This window comes from Mycoplana sp. ABR4_002 (assembly GCF_056159645.1).
Genome location: NZ_JBSWVO010000001.1, coordinates 238,455 through 254,929, shown reverse-complemented (window position 1 = coordinate 254,929; position 16,475 = coordinate 238,455). Strand labels below are relative to the sequence as shown.

Here is a 16,475-nt window from a genome sequence, read left to right as displayed (position 1 = left end):
GGATCAGTCCCGCAACAGCTCGTTGATGCCGGTCTTGGAGCGGGTCTTCTCGTCGACGCGCTTGACGATGACGGCGCAATAGAGGTTGGGCGCGGGCTGCCCGTTGGCCATGGTGCCGCCCGAGGGCATCGAGCCGGCGACGACGACGGAATAGGGCGGAACCTCGCCGTAGGTCACCTCGCCGGTGGCGCGATCGACGATCTTCGTCGACTTGCCGATGAAGACGCCCATGCCGAGAACCGACCCCTCGCGCACGATGCAGCCCTCGACCACTTCCGAGCGCGCGCCGATGAAGCAGTTGTCCTCGATGATGGTGGGGCCGGCCTGCATCGGCTCGAGCACGCCGCCGATGCCGACGCCGCCGGAGAGGTGCACGTTCTTGCCGATCTGGGCACAGGAACCGACCGTCGCCCAGGTGTCGACCATCGTGCCCTCGCCGACATAGGCGCCGAGATTGACAAAGGAGGGCATCAGGACCGCGCTCGGGGCGATGTAGGCCGAGCGGCGGACGACGCAGTTGGGCACGGCGCGAAACCCGGCCTTCTCGAATTCGTTGACGCTCCAGCCGTCGAACTTGGAGGGAACCTTGTCCCACCACACCGACGCGCCGGGACCGCCGGGGATGATCTCCATCGGATTCAGCCGGAACGACAGCAGCACAGCCTTCTTCAGCCACTGATTGACAATCCAGTTGCCGTCCGCGCCCTTCTCCGCCACGCGCGCCCTGCCGCTGTCGAGCAGGTTCAGCGCCGCCTCGACGGCGTCGCGGACCTCGCCGCGGGTCCCGGTGTTGATCGTGTCGCGTTCTTCGAAGGCGCGCTCGATGGCGGCGGACAGGGAAGCGAGATTGGAGCTGTTCATCGGAATTCCTTAAACTTCGGCCACTATCGTGACGTATCGGGATGCCGGGAGGGGTGCACGTTTTTCCGGCAGCAGTCCTAGAGCATGATCCCGGAAAGTTGAAGCCTTTTTCCGGCAGATGATGTCGCGACGGCGCCGGCAAGATGCTACAGCCGACCGTTGCCCCGAACGAGCGAAGCGGGTCCGCTCCGGCCAACCCGGCCGGCCGGCTGATCCATGGATGGAAGAAGACATGGCACGACTGAAGAAAAAGAATCTCCGCCGCAAGAGTGGAGTGTGGGATCCCCTCGCCGACAGCGCGTTCGACAAGGACCGTGCGTCGGTCGTTCCCCGGACGCCGCAGTCGATGTCCCCGGCCTACCGCCTGGCCTATGTCGACGACGAGTTTCTGTGCCGCGAGGAGTTGCGGCCGGTGCGCCTGCAACTGGAGCTGCTGAAGGTCGAGATGATGCTGGCCGAGCGCGGCATCACCTCCACCGTGGTGATGTTCGGCGGCGCGCGCATTCCCGCGCCCGGCCTCGAGGCCTGGGCGGCTCGCAACGAGACGCAGCGACGCAATCTCGAGGCCGCTTCCGTCTACTACGAGGAGGCACGAACCTTCGCCCGAATGTGCTCGGAGCGCTCGGCAGAGACCGGGTACACGGAATTCGTCGTCGTCACCGGCGGCGGCCCGGGCGTGATGGAGGCCGGCAACCGCGGCGCGGCCGAGGTCGGCGCCCCGTCCATCGGGCTGAACATCGTGCTCCCGCACGAGCAGGCACCGAACGTCTACGTCACCCCCGACCTGAGCTTCAACTTCCACTATTTCGCCGTGCGCAAGATGCATTTCCTGCTGCGCGCCAAGGCGGTGACGGTGTTCCCCGGCGGCTTCGGAACGCTCGACGAGCTGTTCGAGACGGTCACGCTGATGCAGACCGGGCGCATGGCACTGGTGCCGCTGATCCTGTTCGGCAAGGAATTCTGGCGCTCGATCATCAACTTCGAAGCGCTCGCGGAGTTCGGCACGATTTCGCCGGACGACATCGAGCTCCTGCACTTCGTCGACACCGCAAAGGAGGCCTGGGAGGTCATCGACGCCTTCTATGCGGATCTCGACACCGAGGCCGCGGAGACCACGGCGAAGTGACGCCGGACCCGGCCGGACCGCGTCCGGCCGGCCGCTCCTAATCTTGCAACGCCCAGCTCACGCGCCAATCAGGCGAGCGAGAAAGCCGGCAAGATCCGACGTCGTGTAGTCAATGTGCCGGTCGGCGTCGGTCTTCTTCTCCCAGGCGTCGACGAACTCGTGCCCCTCGTCGCGCGGGACGAGCAGGACGGTCGTCATGCCGAGCGTCTTCGGCACCAGGAGATTGCGGGGAAGATCTTCGAACATTGCCGCATGTGCTGTGTCGACGCGGTGCAGCGCCATGAACTTGTCGTAGGTGCTGCCGGCCGGCTTCGGCACATACTCGGCGGCGACGATGTCGAAGATGTCGTCAAAATGATCAAGGATGCCGAGCGCGCGCGCCGTCATCTCGGCATGCCTGACGCTGCCATTTGTGAAGATGAACTTCCGACCCGGCAGCGCCCGGATCGATTCGCCCAGCGCCGGATCGGGCGACAGCACACCGTAGTCGATGGCGTGGGCCCGGTCGAGGAAGTCGGTCGGGTCGATGCCATGGTGAAGCATCAGCCCCTGCAGCGTCGTGCCGTGCTCATGGTAGTAGCGCTTCTGGATGGCGCGGGCGTCCTCGCGCGACAGACCGAGCAGTTCGGAGACGTAGCCGGTCATGTTGCGGTCGATCTGGGCGAACAGGTCGACATGGTGCGGATAGAGCGTGTTGTCGAGATCGAACACCCATTCGGAGACGTGAGCGAAATCGGACTTGGTCGGAATGCGGTGCGCTTCGGTCATGGGCGCCCTTATGACACGGACGCAACAAGAAGCAAAAAGGATTCGTGGCCGTCCGCGCGACGATGGATTCGCACCGGCCGGCATGCTAGCCGGCAGGCATGGAAGCCTGGGTCGTCATCACCATTTTCGCCGCGTTCCTGCAGAACCTGCGCTCGGCGCTGCAGAAGTATCTGCGCAGCAGCCTCGGCACCACCGGAGCCAGCTTCGTCCGCTTCGGCTACGGTTTTCCGGTCGCGATAGCGTATGCGGCAGCGCTCCACTACCTCGCCGGCTTCGCCATTCCCCGGTTCAGCCCGGCATTCGCCCTATGGTCTGTCGTTGGCGGGCTTTCGCAGATCTTCGCGACAATCCTGCTCGTCTATCTCTTCTCGCTGCGCAACTTCGCCGTCGGAACGGCCTATTCCAAGACGGAGCCGGTGCAGGCGGCAATCTTCGGCCTGCTCCTGCTCGGCGAACGGCTGACGCCGGGCGCCGTCGGCGCGATCGGCGTCGGCGTCGCCGGCGTGATGACGATCTCGGTCGCGCGCATGCCGCTGTCCTGGCGCAACCTCTTCGCCGCGATGGCCGGCAGGACGGCACTGGTCGGGATCGCCTCGGGCGCGCTCTTCGGCATCTCCGCCGTATCCTACCGTTCCGCCGCGCTCTCGCTCGGCGGCCCCGACCCGATCATGCAGGCGGCGGTGACACTCGCCTGCGTCACCACCTTCCAGACGGCCTTCATGCTGGCCTGGATGCTCTTGAAGGACCCGACCGAGATCGCAAAGGTTGCCCGCTCCTGGCGCTCCTCGTCGCTGGTGGGGCTGGCCGGGGTGACCGGATCGGCCTGCTGGTTTACAGCCATGGCGCTGCAACAGGTGGCCTATGTCCGGGCGCTCGGCCAGATCGAACTGGTCTTCACCTTTGCCGCCTCCGTGTTCGTCTTTCGCGAACGCGTCAACCGCATGGAAGTGGCCGGCTGCCTGCTGATCGTTACCGGCATCCTGCTGCTGTTGATTTGGAAATGAGGACGTCGCGGCCGCGTTGATGCCGGACGCCCCGCGCGATATGGTAGTCACACCGCAGTTCGGGCGCCCGGCGCTCACCCATTGGAAGGCACCGTTCATGTCGTCCGGACAGGAAACACTCCATGCGGACTGGCTCGACACACCGCTCGGCCGGATGGCGGTGGTCGCCGACCAGACGCACCTACACCTCCTCGAATACCGTGTCCCCTCCGCGCTGGCGGAACTGGCGGCCGTCATCGGTCGCCCGGTCGCGGCCGGCCGGACGCCGGCGATCGACCGGATCGAGTCCGAACTCATCGAGTACTTCGCCGGCAGATCGGGCCAGTTCCAGACGCCGCTTGCCCTCGATGGCTCGCCGTTCGAGAGGAAGGTCTGGCAGGCGCTGCTCGCCATTCCGCTGGGGGAAACCCGATCCTACGGCGACATCGCCCGCGAGGTCGACACGATCGACAGCGTACGCGCGGTGGCGCGGGCGAACGGCAGCAACCGGATCGCCATCCTCGTCCCCTGCCACCGCTGCATCGGCTCGGACGGCTCGCTCACGGGCTATGGCGGTGGCCTGTGGCGCAAGCAGTGGCTGTTGCGGCACGAAGGCAAGATGCGGCCGGTCGGCCTTTTCGCAAGGGAGCAGTCGTGGAACAGAAACTGAAGGCGACGACGTTTGCAGCGCTGCACAGGAAGGGCGACCCGCTCGTGCTGTACAACAGCTGGGACGCCGGCAGCGCCAGGGCCATTGCCGCCGCCGGCGCCAACGCGATCGCCACCGGCAGCTGGTCGGTGGCCGCCGCGAACGGCTACCCGGACGGCGAGGCGATCCCGCTGCTGCGCCTTGCCGAAGTCGTCCGCTCGATCGTCGACGCGACGCCGCTGCCGGTGACGATCGACTTCGAGGGCGGCTACGCCGTCGACGCGGACGAGGTCGCCGTCAACGTGGCGCGGATCGTCGATGCGGGTGCTGCCGGCATCAACTTCGAGGACCAGGTCGTCGGCGGCACGGGCCTGCATCCGCTCGACTTGCAGGCAGGGCGCATCCAGGCGATCCGCGCCATGGCCGACCACCGCGATATGCCGTTCTTCATCAACGCCCGCACAGATCTGTTCCTGCAGGCGCCGGACATCCGCCGGCACGCGGCACTGGTGGCCGCGGCGATCGAGCGCGGACAGGCCTATGCGCAGGCGGGCGCCAGCGGCTTCTTCGTGCCCGGGCTTGCCGACCCCGAACTGATTGGGCGCGTCTGCGAGGCGGTGGCGCTGCCGGTCAACGTCATGATGCGCCAGGGCGCACCGGAGGTTGCGACCCTTGGGAAACTCGGTGTCGCGCGCGTCAGCTACGGGCCCGGCCCCTATCGCGCGATGATCGAATGGCTGACCCGGCAGGCAGGCGGCATTTACGGCAATGAATGAGCGGAAGCCCGGCAACGGGCTCCCGTGCTTCGTCAGGGAACGATCAGCGTTCCCGCGCCGCGCTCGGTGAAGATCTCGAGCAACACCGAATGCGGCGTCTTGCCGTTGAGGATGACCACGCCCTGCACGCCTGCCTTTATGGCCTCTATGCAGGTCTCGACCTTCGGGATCATGCCGCCCGAGATCGTGCCGTCCTTGATCAGGGCGCGGGCCTCGGCAACCGACAGCTCCTTGATCAGCTCGCCCTGCTTGTTAAGCACGCCGGGGACGTCGGTCAGGAACAGCAGGCGCGTCGCGTTCAGCGCGCCGGCGATGGCGCCGGCAAAGGTGTCGGCGTTGATGTTGTAGGTGTGGCCGTCGCGGCCCGGCGCCACCGGCGCGATCACGGGGATCATCTCCGACTTTGCAAGAAGATCGATCAAGGTGCGGTCGACCTCGACCACCTCGCCGACGAAGCCGAGGTCGAGGATCCGCTCGATGTTGCTGTCGGGGTCGATGACGGTCTTCTTCGCCTTCTCGGCGAAGACCATGTTGCCGTCCTTGCCGCACAGCCCGATGGCCCACTCGCCGGTCTGGTTGATGAGCGCGACGATCTCCTTGTTGATCGCGCCCGCCAGCACCATTTCGACGATCTCGACCGTCTTCTGGTCGGTGACGCGCAGGCCGCCCTCGAACTTCGATTCGATGCCCATCTTCTCCAGCATCGAGCCGATCTGCGGCCCACCGCCATGGACGACGATGGGATTGACGCCGGACTGCTTCAGAAGCGCGATGTCGCTGGCAAAGGCCCGGCCCAGCTCCGGATTGCCCATCGCGTGACCGCCGTACTTCACCACGATCGTCTTGTTCTCGTAGCGCTGCATGTATGGCAGCGCCTGCGTCAGCAGCCGGGCCTGGGTTTCGCTGTCGGTCAGGGTCGTCATGGAGGGCCTCGCAAATGTGTCGGCGTCTGTTTAACCCATGTCTGATGTCGATGGAATGATGAAGCTGCAACAGTTGTCCGCCCTTGCGGCCAGCGGGCGGACGGCGGGCACGAACACCAGTGGCAAGCCGCACGGAGGAAGCATATGATATCCTTGGCGACAGCGGCCCCGCGCCGGGAAACCGCAGTCCGCCCGACCGAAGGGTATTTCGGCCCGGCCCCTGGTAACGATCGAGAAGGTGCCCGGACCATGACATCGTCCGACCAGAACAGCAGGGATCCCCGCCGCGACGAGGTGATCGCCGGCGAATACGTGCTCGGCGTTCTGTCGGCGGAGGAGCGCCGCAAGGTCGAGGACCGGCTGCGCCGCGACCGCGCCTTCGCCGCCGTGGTCAACCGCTGGGAGGAAAATCTGCTGACGATCAATGAGGAGCTGGGCATGTCGGCGCCGGGTGCGCAGGCCTATGTCTCCTCCGGCCGCAGCGGACCAAGGGCGCCGGTCGATGGAGCCGATCCGCGGGGCCTCCGAAGGACCCTCGCCTTCTGGCGCTCGATCGCGCTCGCGGCGCTGGCGGCGCTTGTCCTCGTAGCCGCATCGGATCTCTTCACCACGCCGCCCTCTGGTCGGGCGCCGATTGCCGAGCTCGCCGGCGACGACAGCCCGATCAACCTGGTGGCCTACTACGACCCGACCGGGGGTGTACTGAGCCTGTCGCCCGCGCCGACGCGGCGCGACGGCGCGAAATCGCTCCAGCTCTGGCTGGTCGAGGACGGCGTCCCGCCGATCTCGCTCGGGGTGCTGCCGGCCTCGGGCGAGGGCACCGTCGTCATTCCGGACAACAGGCGCGCCCGGCTCGCCCGTGGTGCCACCCTCGCCATCAGCGTCGAGCCGCCGGGCGGCTCGCCCACCGGCTCCCAGACCGGCCCCGTCATTGCCGCCGGCGAGAGCCGGCCGTTCTGAGCCGCGGCGCGATCACCCGCCCGCGTTCATTCCTCCCTTGCCGCCGCCGACGGGCCGCGGACCGGTGCGCACGTCCGGCCGCAGCCTTTGCCAAACCGGCCCCCGGTCTGCGACGACCGGGGCTGGGCGACCAGCGATCAGGACGCCGCCGGCGCCGCTGTTGTGCCGGCGACGCCGGATAAGGCCTCCTGCAGCTTCTTTTCCTGCTCCGGCGACAGCGACGTCTTCAGGACCCGGCCGCGCAGCCCGTCCAGCTCGGCCAGGACCTTTTCCGGCTGCACCTTGCGGACAAGGATGAACAGGGCTGAGGAGTTATTCGGGATCGTCTCGCCGAGCGACTTGATGAAGTTGTCGTCGATGCCGTAGTCGGCCAGCGAGCCTGAGAGGGCGCCGGCACCGGCGCCAACGGCGCCGCCGATCGCGAAGCCCGCCAGCGGGTTGAGGAACAGTAGGCCGACGAGACCGCCCCAGAGTGCGCCCGAAAGCAGACCGGAAGAGGCGCCGATCGCCATCAGGTTCATGCTCTGCTTGAGATGGACCTTGCCCTTCTCGTCACGGACGACGACGACGGCGTCTTCGAGATCGATCAGGTATTCCTTCTTCATGCCGTTCAGCTTCACGAGCACCTTGTCGGCCTCGTCCGGGGCGTCGAATCCTATGACGATCAGATCGGACATGCGCTCACTCCCTCCATCGTTCGCGGCCAGCACCGACCGCCTCCCTCGCGCAGGGTGGTCCCGAGTTGCGATCCTCGAGCCCCTGCCCGCCACAAGCGTCCTTCGCGGGTCCTTCCGGACCCGCGGGCTCGGTAGGAGATAGGGCAGGTTTCATGCCGGGCCAGTGACGCCGGGAACTTAATCCGACCCCATGGCGGTCAGCGGGTGATTGTTTCCTCGATCGCAGCGCGCAGGGTGTCGAGCCCCCTGCCCTTCTCGGACGAGGTTGCGAGCACTTCGGGATAGGCCGCGGGGCGCTTGCGGATCTTTTCCGTCGTCTCCGCGAGCAGCCGTGGCACGCCGGCGTCCTTGATCTTGTCCGTCTTGGTCAGGACGAGCTGGTAGGAGACGGCGGCCTTGTCGAGAAGCTCGAACACCTCCTCGTCGTTCTTCTTGACGCCATGGCGGCTGTCGATCAGCACATAGACCCGCTTGAGCGTCGAGCGACCGCGCAGGTAGTCGAATACGAGCTTCGTCCAGGCGTCGACCTGCTCCTTCGGCGCCTGTGCGTAGCCATAGCCCGGCATGTCGACGAGCGCCATCGGCGGCAGATCGCCGTCGGCACCGGAGTAGCCGTCGGGCACGAAGTAGTTCAGCTCCTGGGTGCGGCCGGGCGTGTTGGATGTGCGCGCCAGTCCCCTATGGCCGACCAGCGCGTTGATCAACGAGGACTTTCCGACATTCGACCGCCCGGCAAAGGCGACCTCCGGCGGGCCTTCCGGCGGCAGGAATTTCATGGCCGGAACGCCACGGATAAAAATCCACGGCCGGCCGAAGAGCGGCTTTTCGTCGGCGGACTTCATTGGAGTCATTGACTGGTCTTCCCGAGCTGTTCGGCCCGGCTTCACGGTTTTGTCCGGCAATGTCAAGCGCCAAGCCGTCCGGCATCAGCGGCGGCGCTGGCGCAGCATCTCCACGCCGAGATAGCCGAGAAGGGCCGAAAGGACTACGGCGCCGCCAACCACGGTCAGCTCCCGCGGGATCTCGCCGTGGAAAAACGCGACCCACAACGGCCCCAGCACGGTCTCGGCGGTTCCGAGCAGCGCGGCCAGCGCCGAGGGGATCAGCCGCGCGCCGGTCACGAACAAGGCGAGGCCGAGGCCGAAATTGAATGCCCCGAAGACGACGAGGATGCCGAGATCGGCGGCCGTCACCGTGAAGCTCTCGGCCTGCGTCGCCGCCACCGTCGCGGCGAGAACAGACCCGACGAAGACGGCCGGCGTCATCCGCACGTGCGAATAGCGACGGGTGATGACCGTCGCCGTGGCGAAGGCGCCGGCGATCAGTACCGCCAGCGCGTCGCCAACCGGAGAAACGCTGCCGGTGATCGAATCCGATACCATGATGCCGACGCCGAAAAGGACGAGGACGATGGCGACCCAGGTATGGGAGGCGATCCGTTCGCGAAATATCAGCCAGGTCATCAGCGCGGCAATCAACGGCACCGAGGCCTGGACCAGCAGGATGTTGGCGACGGTCGTATGCGCGAGGGCGATGATGAAGGCGCTGGAGGCGGTGGCGAAGCAGACACCGACCGCAAGGCCGGGCGCCCCCATTGCCGCAAACAGCCGCGACGTGCCACGGACGCCATCGCGCAGGAGCATAAACCCCAGCAGAAACAGGGCTGCGAACAGCGCCCGCCAGAACACGATGGTCCAGCCGTCCGTCACGTCGAGGTAGCGCGCCAGCATGCCGCCGAAACTCCAGACAACTGCCGAGCCAAGGACGAGCGCGGCGCCGTAGCCCTGGCGGGCGTCGGGCATGGCAACGGCCGGCGGTGCTACGGGTGCGGACATGGAGAACTCACGGAATCGGGTGGACGATTTTTGGCACGGCCCAGACCCGGCGGCGCGTGCGTGCGCGACGCCGGCGTGTCGCTAACCGGGGCCTGCCGCCAAAGAAAAAGCCCCGGTCGAACCGGGGCTTCGGGTTGTCACGGCTACTTGGCCGGATCGGGTTTCTTGTTGAACATCCCCTTGAGGTTGCTGAACAGCTCCACCTTCACGCCGTGGCGCTTCATGATGACGGCCTGCTGGATGATCGACAGCAGATTGTTCCAGGCCCAGTAGATGACGAGCCCCGCCGGGAAGCTCGCCAGCATGAAGGTGAACACCACCGGCATCCAGGTGAAGATCATCGCCTGGGTCGGGTCCGGAGGAGTCGGGTTCATGCGCATCTGCAGGAACATGGTAATGCCCATGACCAGCGGCCAGACGCCGATCAGCAGCATCTGCGGAACTTCGAACGGAATGAGACCGAACAGATTGAAGATCGAGGTCGGATCGGGCGCCGACAGGTCCTGGATCCAACCGAAGAACGGCGCGTGGCGCATCTCGATGGTGATGTAGATGACCTTGTAGAGCGCGAAGAACACCGGAATCTGCAGAAGGATCGGCCAGCAGCCGGCGAGCGGATTGATCTTCTCGTCCTTGTAGAGCTGCATCATCGCCTGCTGCAGGCCCATCTTGTCGTCGCCGAACTTGGCCTTCAGCTCCTCCATCTTCGGCTGCAGCCGCTTCATGTTCGCCATCGAAGCATACTGCTTGCTCGCGAGCGGGAAGAACACGCCCTTGACGACGATCGTGGTGATGAGGATAGCCACGCCGAAGTTGCCGAAATAGCGGAAGAAGAAGTCCAGCATCTGGAACATCGGCTTGGTGAAGAACCAGAACCAGCCCCAGTCGATCATCAGGTCAAAGCGCGGAATGTCGAGCGAGGTCTGATACCCGTCGATCACCGGCACCTCCTTGGCGCCGCCGAACACAAGGTTCTTGACTTCGCCCTTCTGACCCGGCGCGATCGTGAGCGCGTCCTGGCGGAAATCGGCCTGGAAGCGCGGCCGACCATCGGTGAAATGCGAAAAGCGCGTCTCGTAGGGGACCGCCTGCGGCGGGATGAGCGCGGTCGCCCAGTATTTGTCGGTGATCCCGAGCCAACCGCTGGTGGCGCGGCCCGGCGCGATCGTCGTATCGTCCTCGGCGTCGGAGTAGCTAACCTCATGCAGTCCGAGTTCGCCGAGATAACCGATGAAGCCCTCGTGCAGCACATAGATGCTCGGCGTCGTCGGCTTGGCGAAGCGGGTGATGCGGCCGTAGCTGGAGAGCGACACCGGGGCGCCGCTGCCGTTCTCGATCGAGTCGGTGACGGTGAACATGTAGTGTTCGTCGACCGAAATGGTGCGTACGAACCTGACGCCCTTGTCGTTGACGTAGCTCAGCGTTACCGGCGTCGCGGTCGTCAGCTTGCCGCTGCCTTCCTGCGTCCACACCGTCTGCGGGCCCGGCACCTGGCCGGTCGTTTCGGACCCGACGTAACCGATCTCGGCAAAATAGCCATTCTCGGATTCTGCCGGGCTCAGCAAGCGGATGATCGGGCTCGACCTGTCGACGGTTTCATGGAACTCCCGCAGCTTGAGGTCGTCGAAGCGAGCGCCGGTGAGGTTGATCGACCCCAGCAGGGCGCCGGTCTCGATCGGAATGCGCACCGACTGGGCGACCGCCTCCCGGCCTTCCGGGGCCGTGCCGGGAACCGCAGCGCCGGTCGGGCTCGCCGCCGTCGCGGCCGCACCCGCGGCCGTTTCCGGCTTGGCCTTGTCCAGTTCCGCCTGCATCTCGGCGACTGCGCGCTCGCGCTCGATCTTCGGACTGACGTAAAGGAACTGCCAGGCGATCAGGATCAGCACCGACAGCGCAATCGCCACGAAGTAGTTGCGGTTGTTTTCCATCATTCTTTCCCGGGGCCAGCGCCGGCCGTCCGCTTGTGTTTCTGCCTGTTGCTGATGCGCTCGCGAAGGCGGTCCTTGAGCTCGGAGAAGGGCGCCCGAAGTATCTCGCGTCTGGCGACAATGACATAGTCGTGTCCGGGCTCCATTGCAAACCCGGCAGAAAGCCGCACCGCCTCCTTCAGGCGCCGGCGCATGCGATTGCGCTCGACGGCGTTGCCATGCTTCTTCGTGACCGTGAAGCCGACGCGCGGCGGGGTATCCGGCTCGTGCCGGTCGCGCATCTCCAGGAGGAACAGCGGCCCTTTGCGCTTGTCGCCCTCCCGGACAAAAAGAAACTGCGGGCGGCTTTTCAGCCGTCCGACAGTCGGTTTTTCGTCATTCTTCGACATTGCCCGGCAATCTCGCTTCGGGCAAGCGCGGCCTTAGGCCGAAAGACGCTTGCGGCCGCGTGCACGGCGTGCCGCAAGAACCGCGCGACCGCCCTTGGTGGCCATGCGGGCACGGAAGCCGTGGCGACGCTTGCGAACAAGCTTGGAAGGCTGAAAGGTACGCTTCGACATTTATTTTAATACCGCGGTGTGCGGCCCTTCTTGGGTTTGCGTTAAGCAAGGAGCGTTACGTTGACGGACATCGCGGCGACCGTCGGGTCACCGGTCCGAACGTGGGCGGCTTATAAGGGCAAAGCCGCGGCGGAGTCAATTCCGGCCCCCGCCCACCGCCCAAGCGCGAGCCGGCAGCGTGGCGCACAGGCCCTGATTGCAGACCGGACGGCCCGCCCCAGGGGCTCACGCGACGTTAGCCGAAGCCCTTGTTTTTGCGAAATAAAGCGCTATCGAATTTCCGCACTCACTAAAATTCTTATTAACCTTTAACAAGCAAGCTCCGGGCATCAGCTACAGGGTGCCATCGGGAGTCCGCGCATGAAGATACGTACCAAGATCTGCCTCGTCGTCGGGGTCATGGGGTTGATCTCGATCCTCATAGGCGGCATCGCCCTCGGGGTCGTCAACCAGTACGACGCCAGGCTCCGGCAATACGAGAACGCCGCGGACCGCGCCTATCTCGGCGAACATCTGAACCGACAGGTGACGGCCGTCGTCATGGAATCGCGCGGCGTCTACAGCGCGCCCACGACCGAGAAGGCCCAGAAGTTCGCCGACGGCATCGTCAAGGAACTCGCCGGCATCGACGCCACGCTCGCCGCCTGGCGGCCGAAGGTGCCGGAAGCGCAACTGCCGGCCTTCGAGGCCATTGTCGGCCGCGCCGCGGAATTCCGGACCTTCCGCACAGAGACCGCGCGCCTCGGCACGCAGGTGTCGCCGCAGGCCGCCAACGAACAGGGCAACAACGACGCCAACCGCGCCAACCGCAAGGCGTTCCAGCAGGAGATCGACGCCGTCGTCGAGACGGACCGGCAGAACCTGGACACGATCAAGGCCGATATCAGCCGGTTCGAGACGCTGATGCTGACGCTGGTGCTGGCCACCGTCGGCCTCGGCCTTGCCGCCGGCGGCGGCGCGGCCTTCTACGTCGCCACCAGCGGTCTCAGCCGGCCGATCCAGGACGTGACCGCGACGATGAAGCAACTCGCCGCCGGCGACCTGTCGACCGAGGTCCCCTACGCCGGCCGCAAGGACGAGATCGGCGACATGGCGGCCGCGGTCGCCGTGTTCCGCCAGAACGCCATCGCCGTGCGCGACCTGAACGCGCAGGACCAGGCACTGCGCGAAAAGAGTGCCGACCTGCAGTCGAGCATCGCCACCGTTGTGCAGGCCGCCGCGGCAGGCGACTTCACCCAGCGCATCCACAAGGACTACGGCAACGACGACCTCAACCGCTTCGCCGCCAGCGTCAACGAGCTGGTCAGCAGCGTCGACACGGGCATCAACGAGACCCGCCGCGTGATTGCGGCGCTTGCCGAAGGCGACCTTACCGGGACCATGGACGGCAGCTTCCACGGCGCCTTCGCCGAACTGCAGACCAACGTCAACAACGCGCTGGCGACGCTGCAGAAGGCGATGCGCGACGTGCGCGTGTCGACCGATTCGATCAACGCGAACTCCGGCGAACTGCGCACGGCCTCGGACGACCTTTCCAAGCGCACCGAGCAACAGGCCGCGGCGCTGGAGGAAACCTCCGCCGCCCTGGAAGAGATCACCGCCGCCGTGAAGAATTCCACCGAGCGGGCGCAGGAGGCGACCGTGATGGTCGGTGAGGCGACGCGCAGCACCAAGCAGTCCGGCGAAGTGGTCCGCAACGCGATCGACGCGATGGGCCGCATCGAGCAGGCCTCGAGCGAGATCACCCAGATCATCAACGTGATCGACGAGATCGCCTTCCAGACGAACCTGCTGGCGCTGAACGCCGGCGTGGAGGCGGCGCGCGCCGGCGATGCCGGCAAGGGCTTTGCGGTCGTGGCGCAGGAGGTGCGCGAACTCGCCCAGCGGGCGGCAAGCGCGGCCAAGGACATCAAGGGTCTCATCACCAAGTCCACCGACGAGGTGGCGGTGGGCGTCAAGTACGTGCAGGCGACCGGCGAGTCGCTGTCGGACATCGAGAGCCGCGTGCTGAAGATCAACGACTACATCCACTCGATCGCGACGGCGGCCAGGGAGCAGGCCACCGGCCTGCACGAGGTCTCCTCCGCGGTCAACCAGATGGACCAGGTGACCCAGCACAACGCGGCAATGGTCGAGGAGAGTTCGGCTGCGACCCACAAGCTGAAGGCCGAGGCCGACAGCCTGGCGGGCCTCGTGGCGCGCTTCCGGACGGGCGAGGCGCAGCCGGCTGTCATGCCGACGCAGCCGGCACATCGGCCGGTCGCCTCACCGGCGCGGCGCCTGGTCGGCAATGTCGCCCGCGCCTTCGGCGGCCGCGGCGGCGCCGCCCAGGCGGTGAGCCAGGAGGGCTGGGAAGAGTTCTGAACCGCCGCGACGGCGGCCGGAGGAGTGGCGGGGTGACGGACCGGGTCCGCCACCCCTTTTTGCTGCGTGTCGACGGGCCGGTCCGACCGGTTGATGCGATTGGAAACCGGCACCACATCCACTATGATGACCGCAGGTGTCGGGGCCGCAGTGCCGGCAAGGCGCCGGACAGCCAAGAGGGGCCCAGGCAGAGTCTCGCAATGCATGCCGCCACGCCGCCCGCGGCGTGGCCAGGAGTTTGCAATGAAGGAAAACCAAGGCTCGCCGATGCTGGGCGACGTGCCGATGCCGAGCAGTCTTTCCGGCCTCTCCGGCCGGCTTCTGCTGCTGACGGTCGTTTTCATCATGCTGGCCGAGGTGCTGATCTTCGTGCCCTCGATCGCCAGCATGCGGGTGCGATGGCTGACCGACCGGCTGAACACCGCCGCCGCTGCGGCGATCGTCGCCGACGGCTTTCCGCAGCAGGACCTCTCGCGCGCGCTGCAGGACGAGACGCTGCTCGCGACCGGCACGAAGGCGATCGCGCTGCGCCGGCAGGACGCCTCGCGCCTGATTGCGATCGCCGACATGCCGCCAAAAGTGGACGCGCAGTACGACCTCGCCGCGGTCGAGCCGGTGTCGGCGATCCGCGATGCCTTCGACACCCTCGTGTTCGGCGGCAAGCGGATCATCCGCGCCTATGGGCCGCTCGCCGACAGCGACGCGACGATCGAGATCGTGCTCGCCGACAAGGCGCTGCGCAAGGCGATGCTGGCCTATGCCCGCAACGTTCTGTTCCTGACGGTGATCCTTTCGGCTGTCACCGGCGGGCTGATCTTCTTTGCGATCAACCGGATGCTGATCCGGCCGATCCGCCGCATGACCAGCAGCATGCGCGACTTTGCCGCCGATCCGACCGATCCGGGGCGCGTGCTGCAGCCGTCGGCCGGGCACGACGAACTGTCGGTCGCCGGCGTCCATCTCGCGGAGATGCAAAGGGCGCTGCAGGGCACGCTGAAGGAGCAGAAGAACCTCGCCGACCTCGGGCTGGCGGTGTCGAAGATCAACCACGACATGCGCAACATCCTCTCCTCGGCACAGCTGATGTCGGACCGGCTGGCGGATGTCGACGATCCGGTGGTCAAGCGCTTCGCGCCCAAGCTCTTGCGCACGATCGACCGCGCCGTCGGCTACACGACCGACGTGCTCGCCTACGGGCGGATGCGCGAACCGGCGCCGCGCCGACGGTTCCTGCCGCTGCGGCCGCTGGTGGCGGACGTCGCGGAAATGCTGGCGATCGATCCGCACTGGGGCATCGATTTCGTCATCCAGGTCGACTCCAAGCTGGAGGTGGACGCCGACAGCGAGCAGTTGTTCCGGATCATCCACAATCTCTGCCGCAACGCCGTCGACGCGCTGACACAGCATCCGGGCCGCGACCGCGGCCGCCTGACCGTGTCGGCGGTACGGACCGGCAGCGTCGTGGCGATCACCGTCGACGACACCGGGCCCGGCATGCCGGCCAAGGCGCGCGAGAACCTGTTCGCCGCGTTCCGCGGCTCGGCCCGCTCCGGCGGCACCGGCCTTGGCCTGGCCATCGCCCGCGAACTGGTGCTGGCCCACGGCGGGACCATCGCACTGGCGGAGAAGGCCAGTGCAGGCACGCAGTTCCGCATCGAGCTTCCCGACCGTCCGGTGCCGCTGGCGGCTTTCCGCAACAAGGCGTCATGAGCGCCGCGCGGCGCCTGCATTTTTTTTCGGAAAGGCGCTTGCATTAAGCCGCGGGACCCTTTAGGAAATCGCTCGCAGCCGGGCGACACGCCCACCGCTGCAAACGCACCCGTAGCTCAGCTGGATAGAGCACCAGACTACGAATCTGGGGGTCAGGAGTTCGAATCTCTTCGGGTGCGCCATTTTCCCTAATAATTACAAATAGGTGAGAAGCCGCGTTTGGGCCGCACGTCGTCGGCGATATCCTGCGTAAGCCTGTGGTAAGCACCAACTCGCCGGAACGGAATGAAGCGTGGTCGGGTTGTTGACCGCACTGGTTTGAGAACCAGGCACGATGCATGCGGTTTGCAGACCC

15 protein-coding genes, 1 tRNA gene and 1 pseudogene are annotated in these 16,475 nt (G+C 66.2%); 8 read left to right on the top strand and 9 right to left on the bottom strand.

What is annotated here, in order from left to right:
* Window positions 1-3 precede the first annotated feature (3 nt).
* On the bottom strand, window positions 4-861 hold the full coding sequence (gene dapD / locus ACXAGF_RS01215) for a 2,3,4,5-tetrahydropyridine-2,6-dicarboxylate N-succinyltransferase (protein WP_475013860.1): 858 nt from the start codon (window positions 859-861) through the stop codon (window positions 4-6).
* A gap of 232 nt (window positions 862-1,093) precedes the next feature.
* On the opposite strand from dapD, the gene ACXAGF_RS01210 reads away from it, so the two are divergent.
* Window positions 1,094-1,987, top strand: a complete 894-nt coding sequence (locus tag ACXAGF_RS01210) for an LOG family protein (protein ID WP_475013858.1) — start codon at window positions 1,094-1,096, stop codon at window positions 1,985-1,987.
* Window positions 1,988-2,044: 57 nt separating this feature from the next.
* Here ACXAGF_RS01210 and ACXAGF_RS01205 read toward each other — a convergent pair whose 3' ends face one another.
* A complete protein-coding gene (locus ACXAGF_RS01205; protein WP_475013857.1) occupies window positions 2,045-2,755 on the bottom strand; it encodes a pyrimidine 5'-nucleotidase in 711 nt (236 codons plus the stop codon).
* A gap of 98 nt (window positions 2,756-2,853) precedes the next feature.
* Here ACXAGF_RS01205 and ACXAGF_RS01200 point away from each other — a divergent pair, with 98 nt between their 5' ends.
* The 3 genes and pseudogenes from ACXAGF_RS01200 (at window position 2,854) to ACXAGF_RS01190 (ending at window position 5,163) form a co-directional block, all read left to right on the top strand.
* Window positions 2,854-3,759, top strand: a complete 906-nt coding sequence (locus ACXAGF_RS01200; RefSeq protein WP_475013856.1) for an EamA family transporter — start codon at window positions 2,854-2,856, stop codon at window positions 3,757-3,759.
* A gap of 247 nt (window positions 3,760-4,006) precedes the next feature.
* Window positions 4,007-4,408 (top strand): annotated as a pseudogene (locus ACXAGF_RS01195) (methylated-DNA--[protein]-cysteine S-methyltransferase); the annotation flags it as partial.
* Window positions 4,393-5,163 carry an isocitrate lyase/PEP mutase family protein gene (locus ACXAGF_RS01190; protein WP_475013854.1) on the top strand — a complete coding sequence of 257 codons (771 nt, stop codon included), beginning with the start codon at window positions 4,393-4,395 and terminating at the stop codon, window positions 5,161-5,163. The pseudogene ACXAGF_RS01195 and the gene ACXAGF_RS01190, both read left to right, overlap by 16 nt.
* A 32-nt stretch (window positions 5,164-5,195) precedes the next feature.
* Here ACXAGF_RS01190 and argB read toward each other — a convergent pair whose 3' ends face one another.
* Complete coding sequence (gene argB, locus ACXAGF_RS01185; RefSeq protein WP_475013853.1) at window positions 5,196-6,086, bottom strand: acetylglutamate kinase; 891 nt, start codon at window positions 6,084-6,086, stop codon at window positions 5,196-5,198.
* Between the two features lie 249 nt (window positions 6,087-6,335).
* Here argB and ACXAGF_RS01180 point away from each other — a divergent pair, with 249 nt between their 5' ends.
* Complete coding sequence (locus tag ACXAGF_RS01180) at window positions 6,336-7,046, top strand: anti-sigma factor (protein WP_475013851.1); 711 nt, start codon at window positions 6,336-6,338, stop codon at window positions 7,044-7,046.
* Window positions 7,047-7,183: 137 nt separating this feature from the next.
* On the opposite strand, the gene ACXAGF_RS01175 is transcribed toward ACXAGF_RS01180, so the two are convergent.
* From ACXAGF_RS01175 to rpmH, 6 genes are all read right to left on the bottom strand, one after another.
* Complete coding sequence (locus ACXAGF_RS01175; protein WP_475013849.1) at window positions 7,184-7,723, bottom strand: DUF1269 domain-containing protein; 540 nt, start codon at window positions 7,721-7,723, stop codon at window positions 7,184-7,186.
* A gap of 197 nt (window positions 7,724-7,920) precedes the next feature.
* Window positions 7,921-8,574 (bottom strand): ribosome biogenesis GTP-binding protein YihA/YsxC, encoded by a 654-nt coding sequence (gene yihA / locus ACXAGF_RS01170; RefSeq protein WP_475013847.1) that lies wholly within the window; start codon window positions 8,572-8,574, stop codon window positions 7,921-7,923.
* A gap of 75 nt (window positions 8,575-8,649) precedes the next feature.
* Window positions 8,650-9,558, bottom strand: coding sequence for a DMT family transporter (locus tag ACXAGF_RS01165; RefSeq protein ID WP_475013845.1), 909 nt, complete (start codon window positions 9,556-9,558; stop codon window positions 8,650-8,652).
* A gap of 143 nt (window positions 9,559-9,701) precedes the next feature.
* Window positions 9,702-11,486, bottom strand: coding sequence for a membrane protein insertase YidC (gene yidC / locus ACXAGF_RS01160; RefSeq protein WP_475013843.1), 1,785 nt, complete (start codon window positions 11,484-11,486; stop codon window positions 9,702-9,704).
* A complete protein-coding gene (rnpA, locus tag ACXAGF_RS01155; RefSeq protein WP_475013842.1) occupies window positions 11,486-11,875 on the bottom strand; it encodes a ribonuclease P protein component in 390 nt (129 codons plus the stop codon). The genes yidC and rnpA overlap by 1 nt, the downstream gene beginning before the upstream one ends.
* A 33-nt stretch (window positions 11,876-11,908) precedes the next feature.
* A complete protein-coding gene (gene rpmH, locus ACXAGF_RS01150) occupies window positions 11,909-12,046 on the bottom strand; it encodes a 50S ribosomal protein L34 (RefSeq protein WP_475013840.1) in 138 nt (45 codons plus the stop codon).
* 360 nt (window positions 12,047-12,406) lie between these two features.
* On the opposite strand from rpmH, the gene ACXAGF_RS01145 reads away from it, so the two are divergent.
* From ACXAGF_RS01145 to ACXAGF_RS01135, 3 genes are all read left to right on the top strand, one after another.
* Window positions 12,407-14,410, top strand: a complete 2,004-nt coding sequence (locus ACXAGF_RS01145) for a methyl-accepting chemotaxis protein (protein ID WP_475013839.1) — start codon at window positions 12,407-12,409, stop codon at window positions 14,408-14,410.
* 243 nt (window positions 14,411-14,653) lie between these two features.
* On the top strand, window positions 14,654-16,120 hold the full coding sequence (locus tag ACXAGF_RS01140) for a sensor histidine kinase (RefSeq protein ID WP_475013837.1): 1,467 nt from the start codon (window positions 14,654-14,656) through the stop codon (window positions 16,118-16,120).
* Window positions 16,121-16,225: 105 nt separating this feature from the next.
* Window positions 16,226-16,302: transfer RNA gene (locus tag ACXAGF_RS01135), tRNA-Arg, on the top strand.
* Window positions 16,303-16,475: the final 173 nt, after the last annotated feature.

Excerpts from the sequence above, each read along its gene's own strand:
- yidC (WP_475013843.1), bottom strand. The coding sequence starts at position 11,486 with ATGGAAAACAACCGCAACTACTTCGTGGCGATTGCGCTGTCGGTGCTG.
- rnpA (WP_475013842.1), bottom strand. The coding sequence starts at position 11,875 with ATGTCGAAGAATGACGAAAAACCGACTGTCGGACGGCTGAAAAGCCGC.
- ACXAGF_RS01180 (WP_475013851.1), top strand. The coding sequence starts at position 6,336 with ATGACATCGTCCGACCAGAACAGCAGGGATCCCCGCCGCGACGAGGTG.
- ACXAGF_RS01145 (WP_475013839.1), top strand. The coding sequence starts at position 12,407 with ATGAAGATACGTACCAAGATCTGCCTCGTCGTCGGGGTCATGGGGTTG.
- argB (WP_475013853.1), bottom strand. The coding sequence starts at position 6,086 with ATGACGACCCTGACCGACAGCGAAACCCAGGCCCGGCTGCTGACGCAG.
- ACXAGF_RS01175 (WP_475013849.1), bottom strand. The coding sequence starts at position 7,723 with ATGTCCGATCTGATCGTCATAGGATTCGACGCCCCGGACGAGGCCGAC.
- ACXAGF_RS01140 (WP_475013837.1), top strand. The coding sequence starts at position 14,654 with ATGAAGGAAAACCAAGGCTCGCCGATGCTGGGCGACGTGCCGATGCCG.
- ACXAGF_RS01210 (WP_475013858.1), top strand. The coding sequence starts at position 1,094 with ATGGCACGACTGAAGAAAAAGAATCTCCGCCGCAAGAGTGGAGTGTGG.
- ACXAGF_RS01200 (WP_475013856.1), top strand. The coding sequence starts at position 2,854 with ATGGAAGCCTGGGTCGTCATCACCATTTTCGCCGCGTTCCTGCAGAAC.
- dapD (WP_475013860.1), bottom strand. The coding sequence starts at position 861 with ATGAACAGCTCCAATCTCGCTTCCCTGTCCGCCGCCATCGAGCGCGCC.
- ACXAGF_RS01205 (WP_475013857.1), bottom strand. The coding sequence starts at position 2,755 with ATGACCGAAGCGCACCGCATTCCGACCAAGTCCGATTTCGCTCACGTC.
- ACXAGF_RS01165 (WP_475013845.1), bottom strand. The coding sequence starts at position 9,558 with ATGTCCGCACCCGTAGCACCGCCGGCCGTTGCCATGCCCGACGCCCGC.
- yihA (WP_475013847.1), bottom strand. The coding sequence starts at position 8,574 with ATGACTCCAATGAAGTCCGCCGACGAAAAGCCGCTCTTCGGCCGGCCG.
- rpmH (WP_475013840.1), bottom strand. The coding sequence starts at position 12,046 with ATGTCGAAGCGTACCTTTCAGCCTTCCAAGCTTGTTCGCAAGCGTCGC.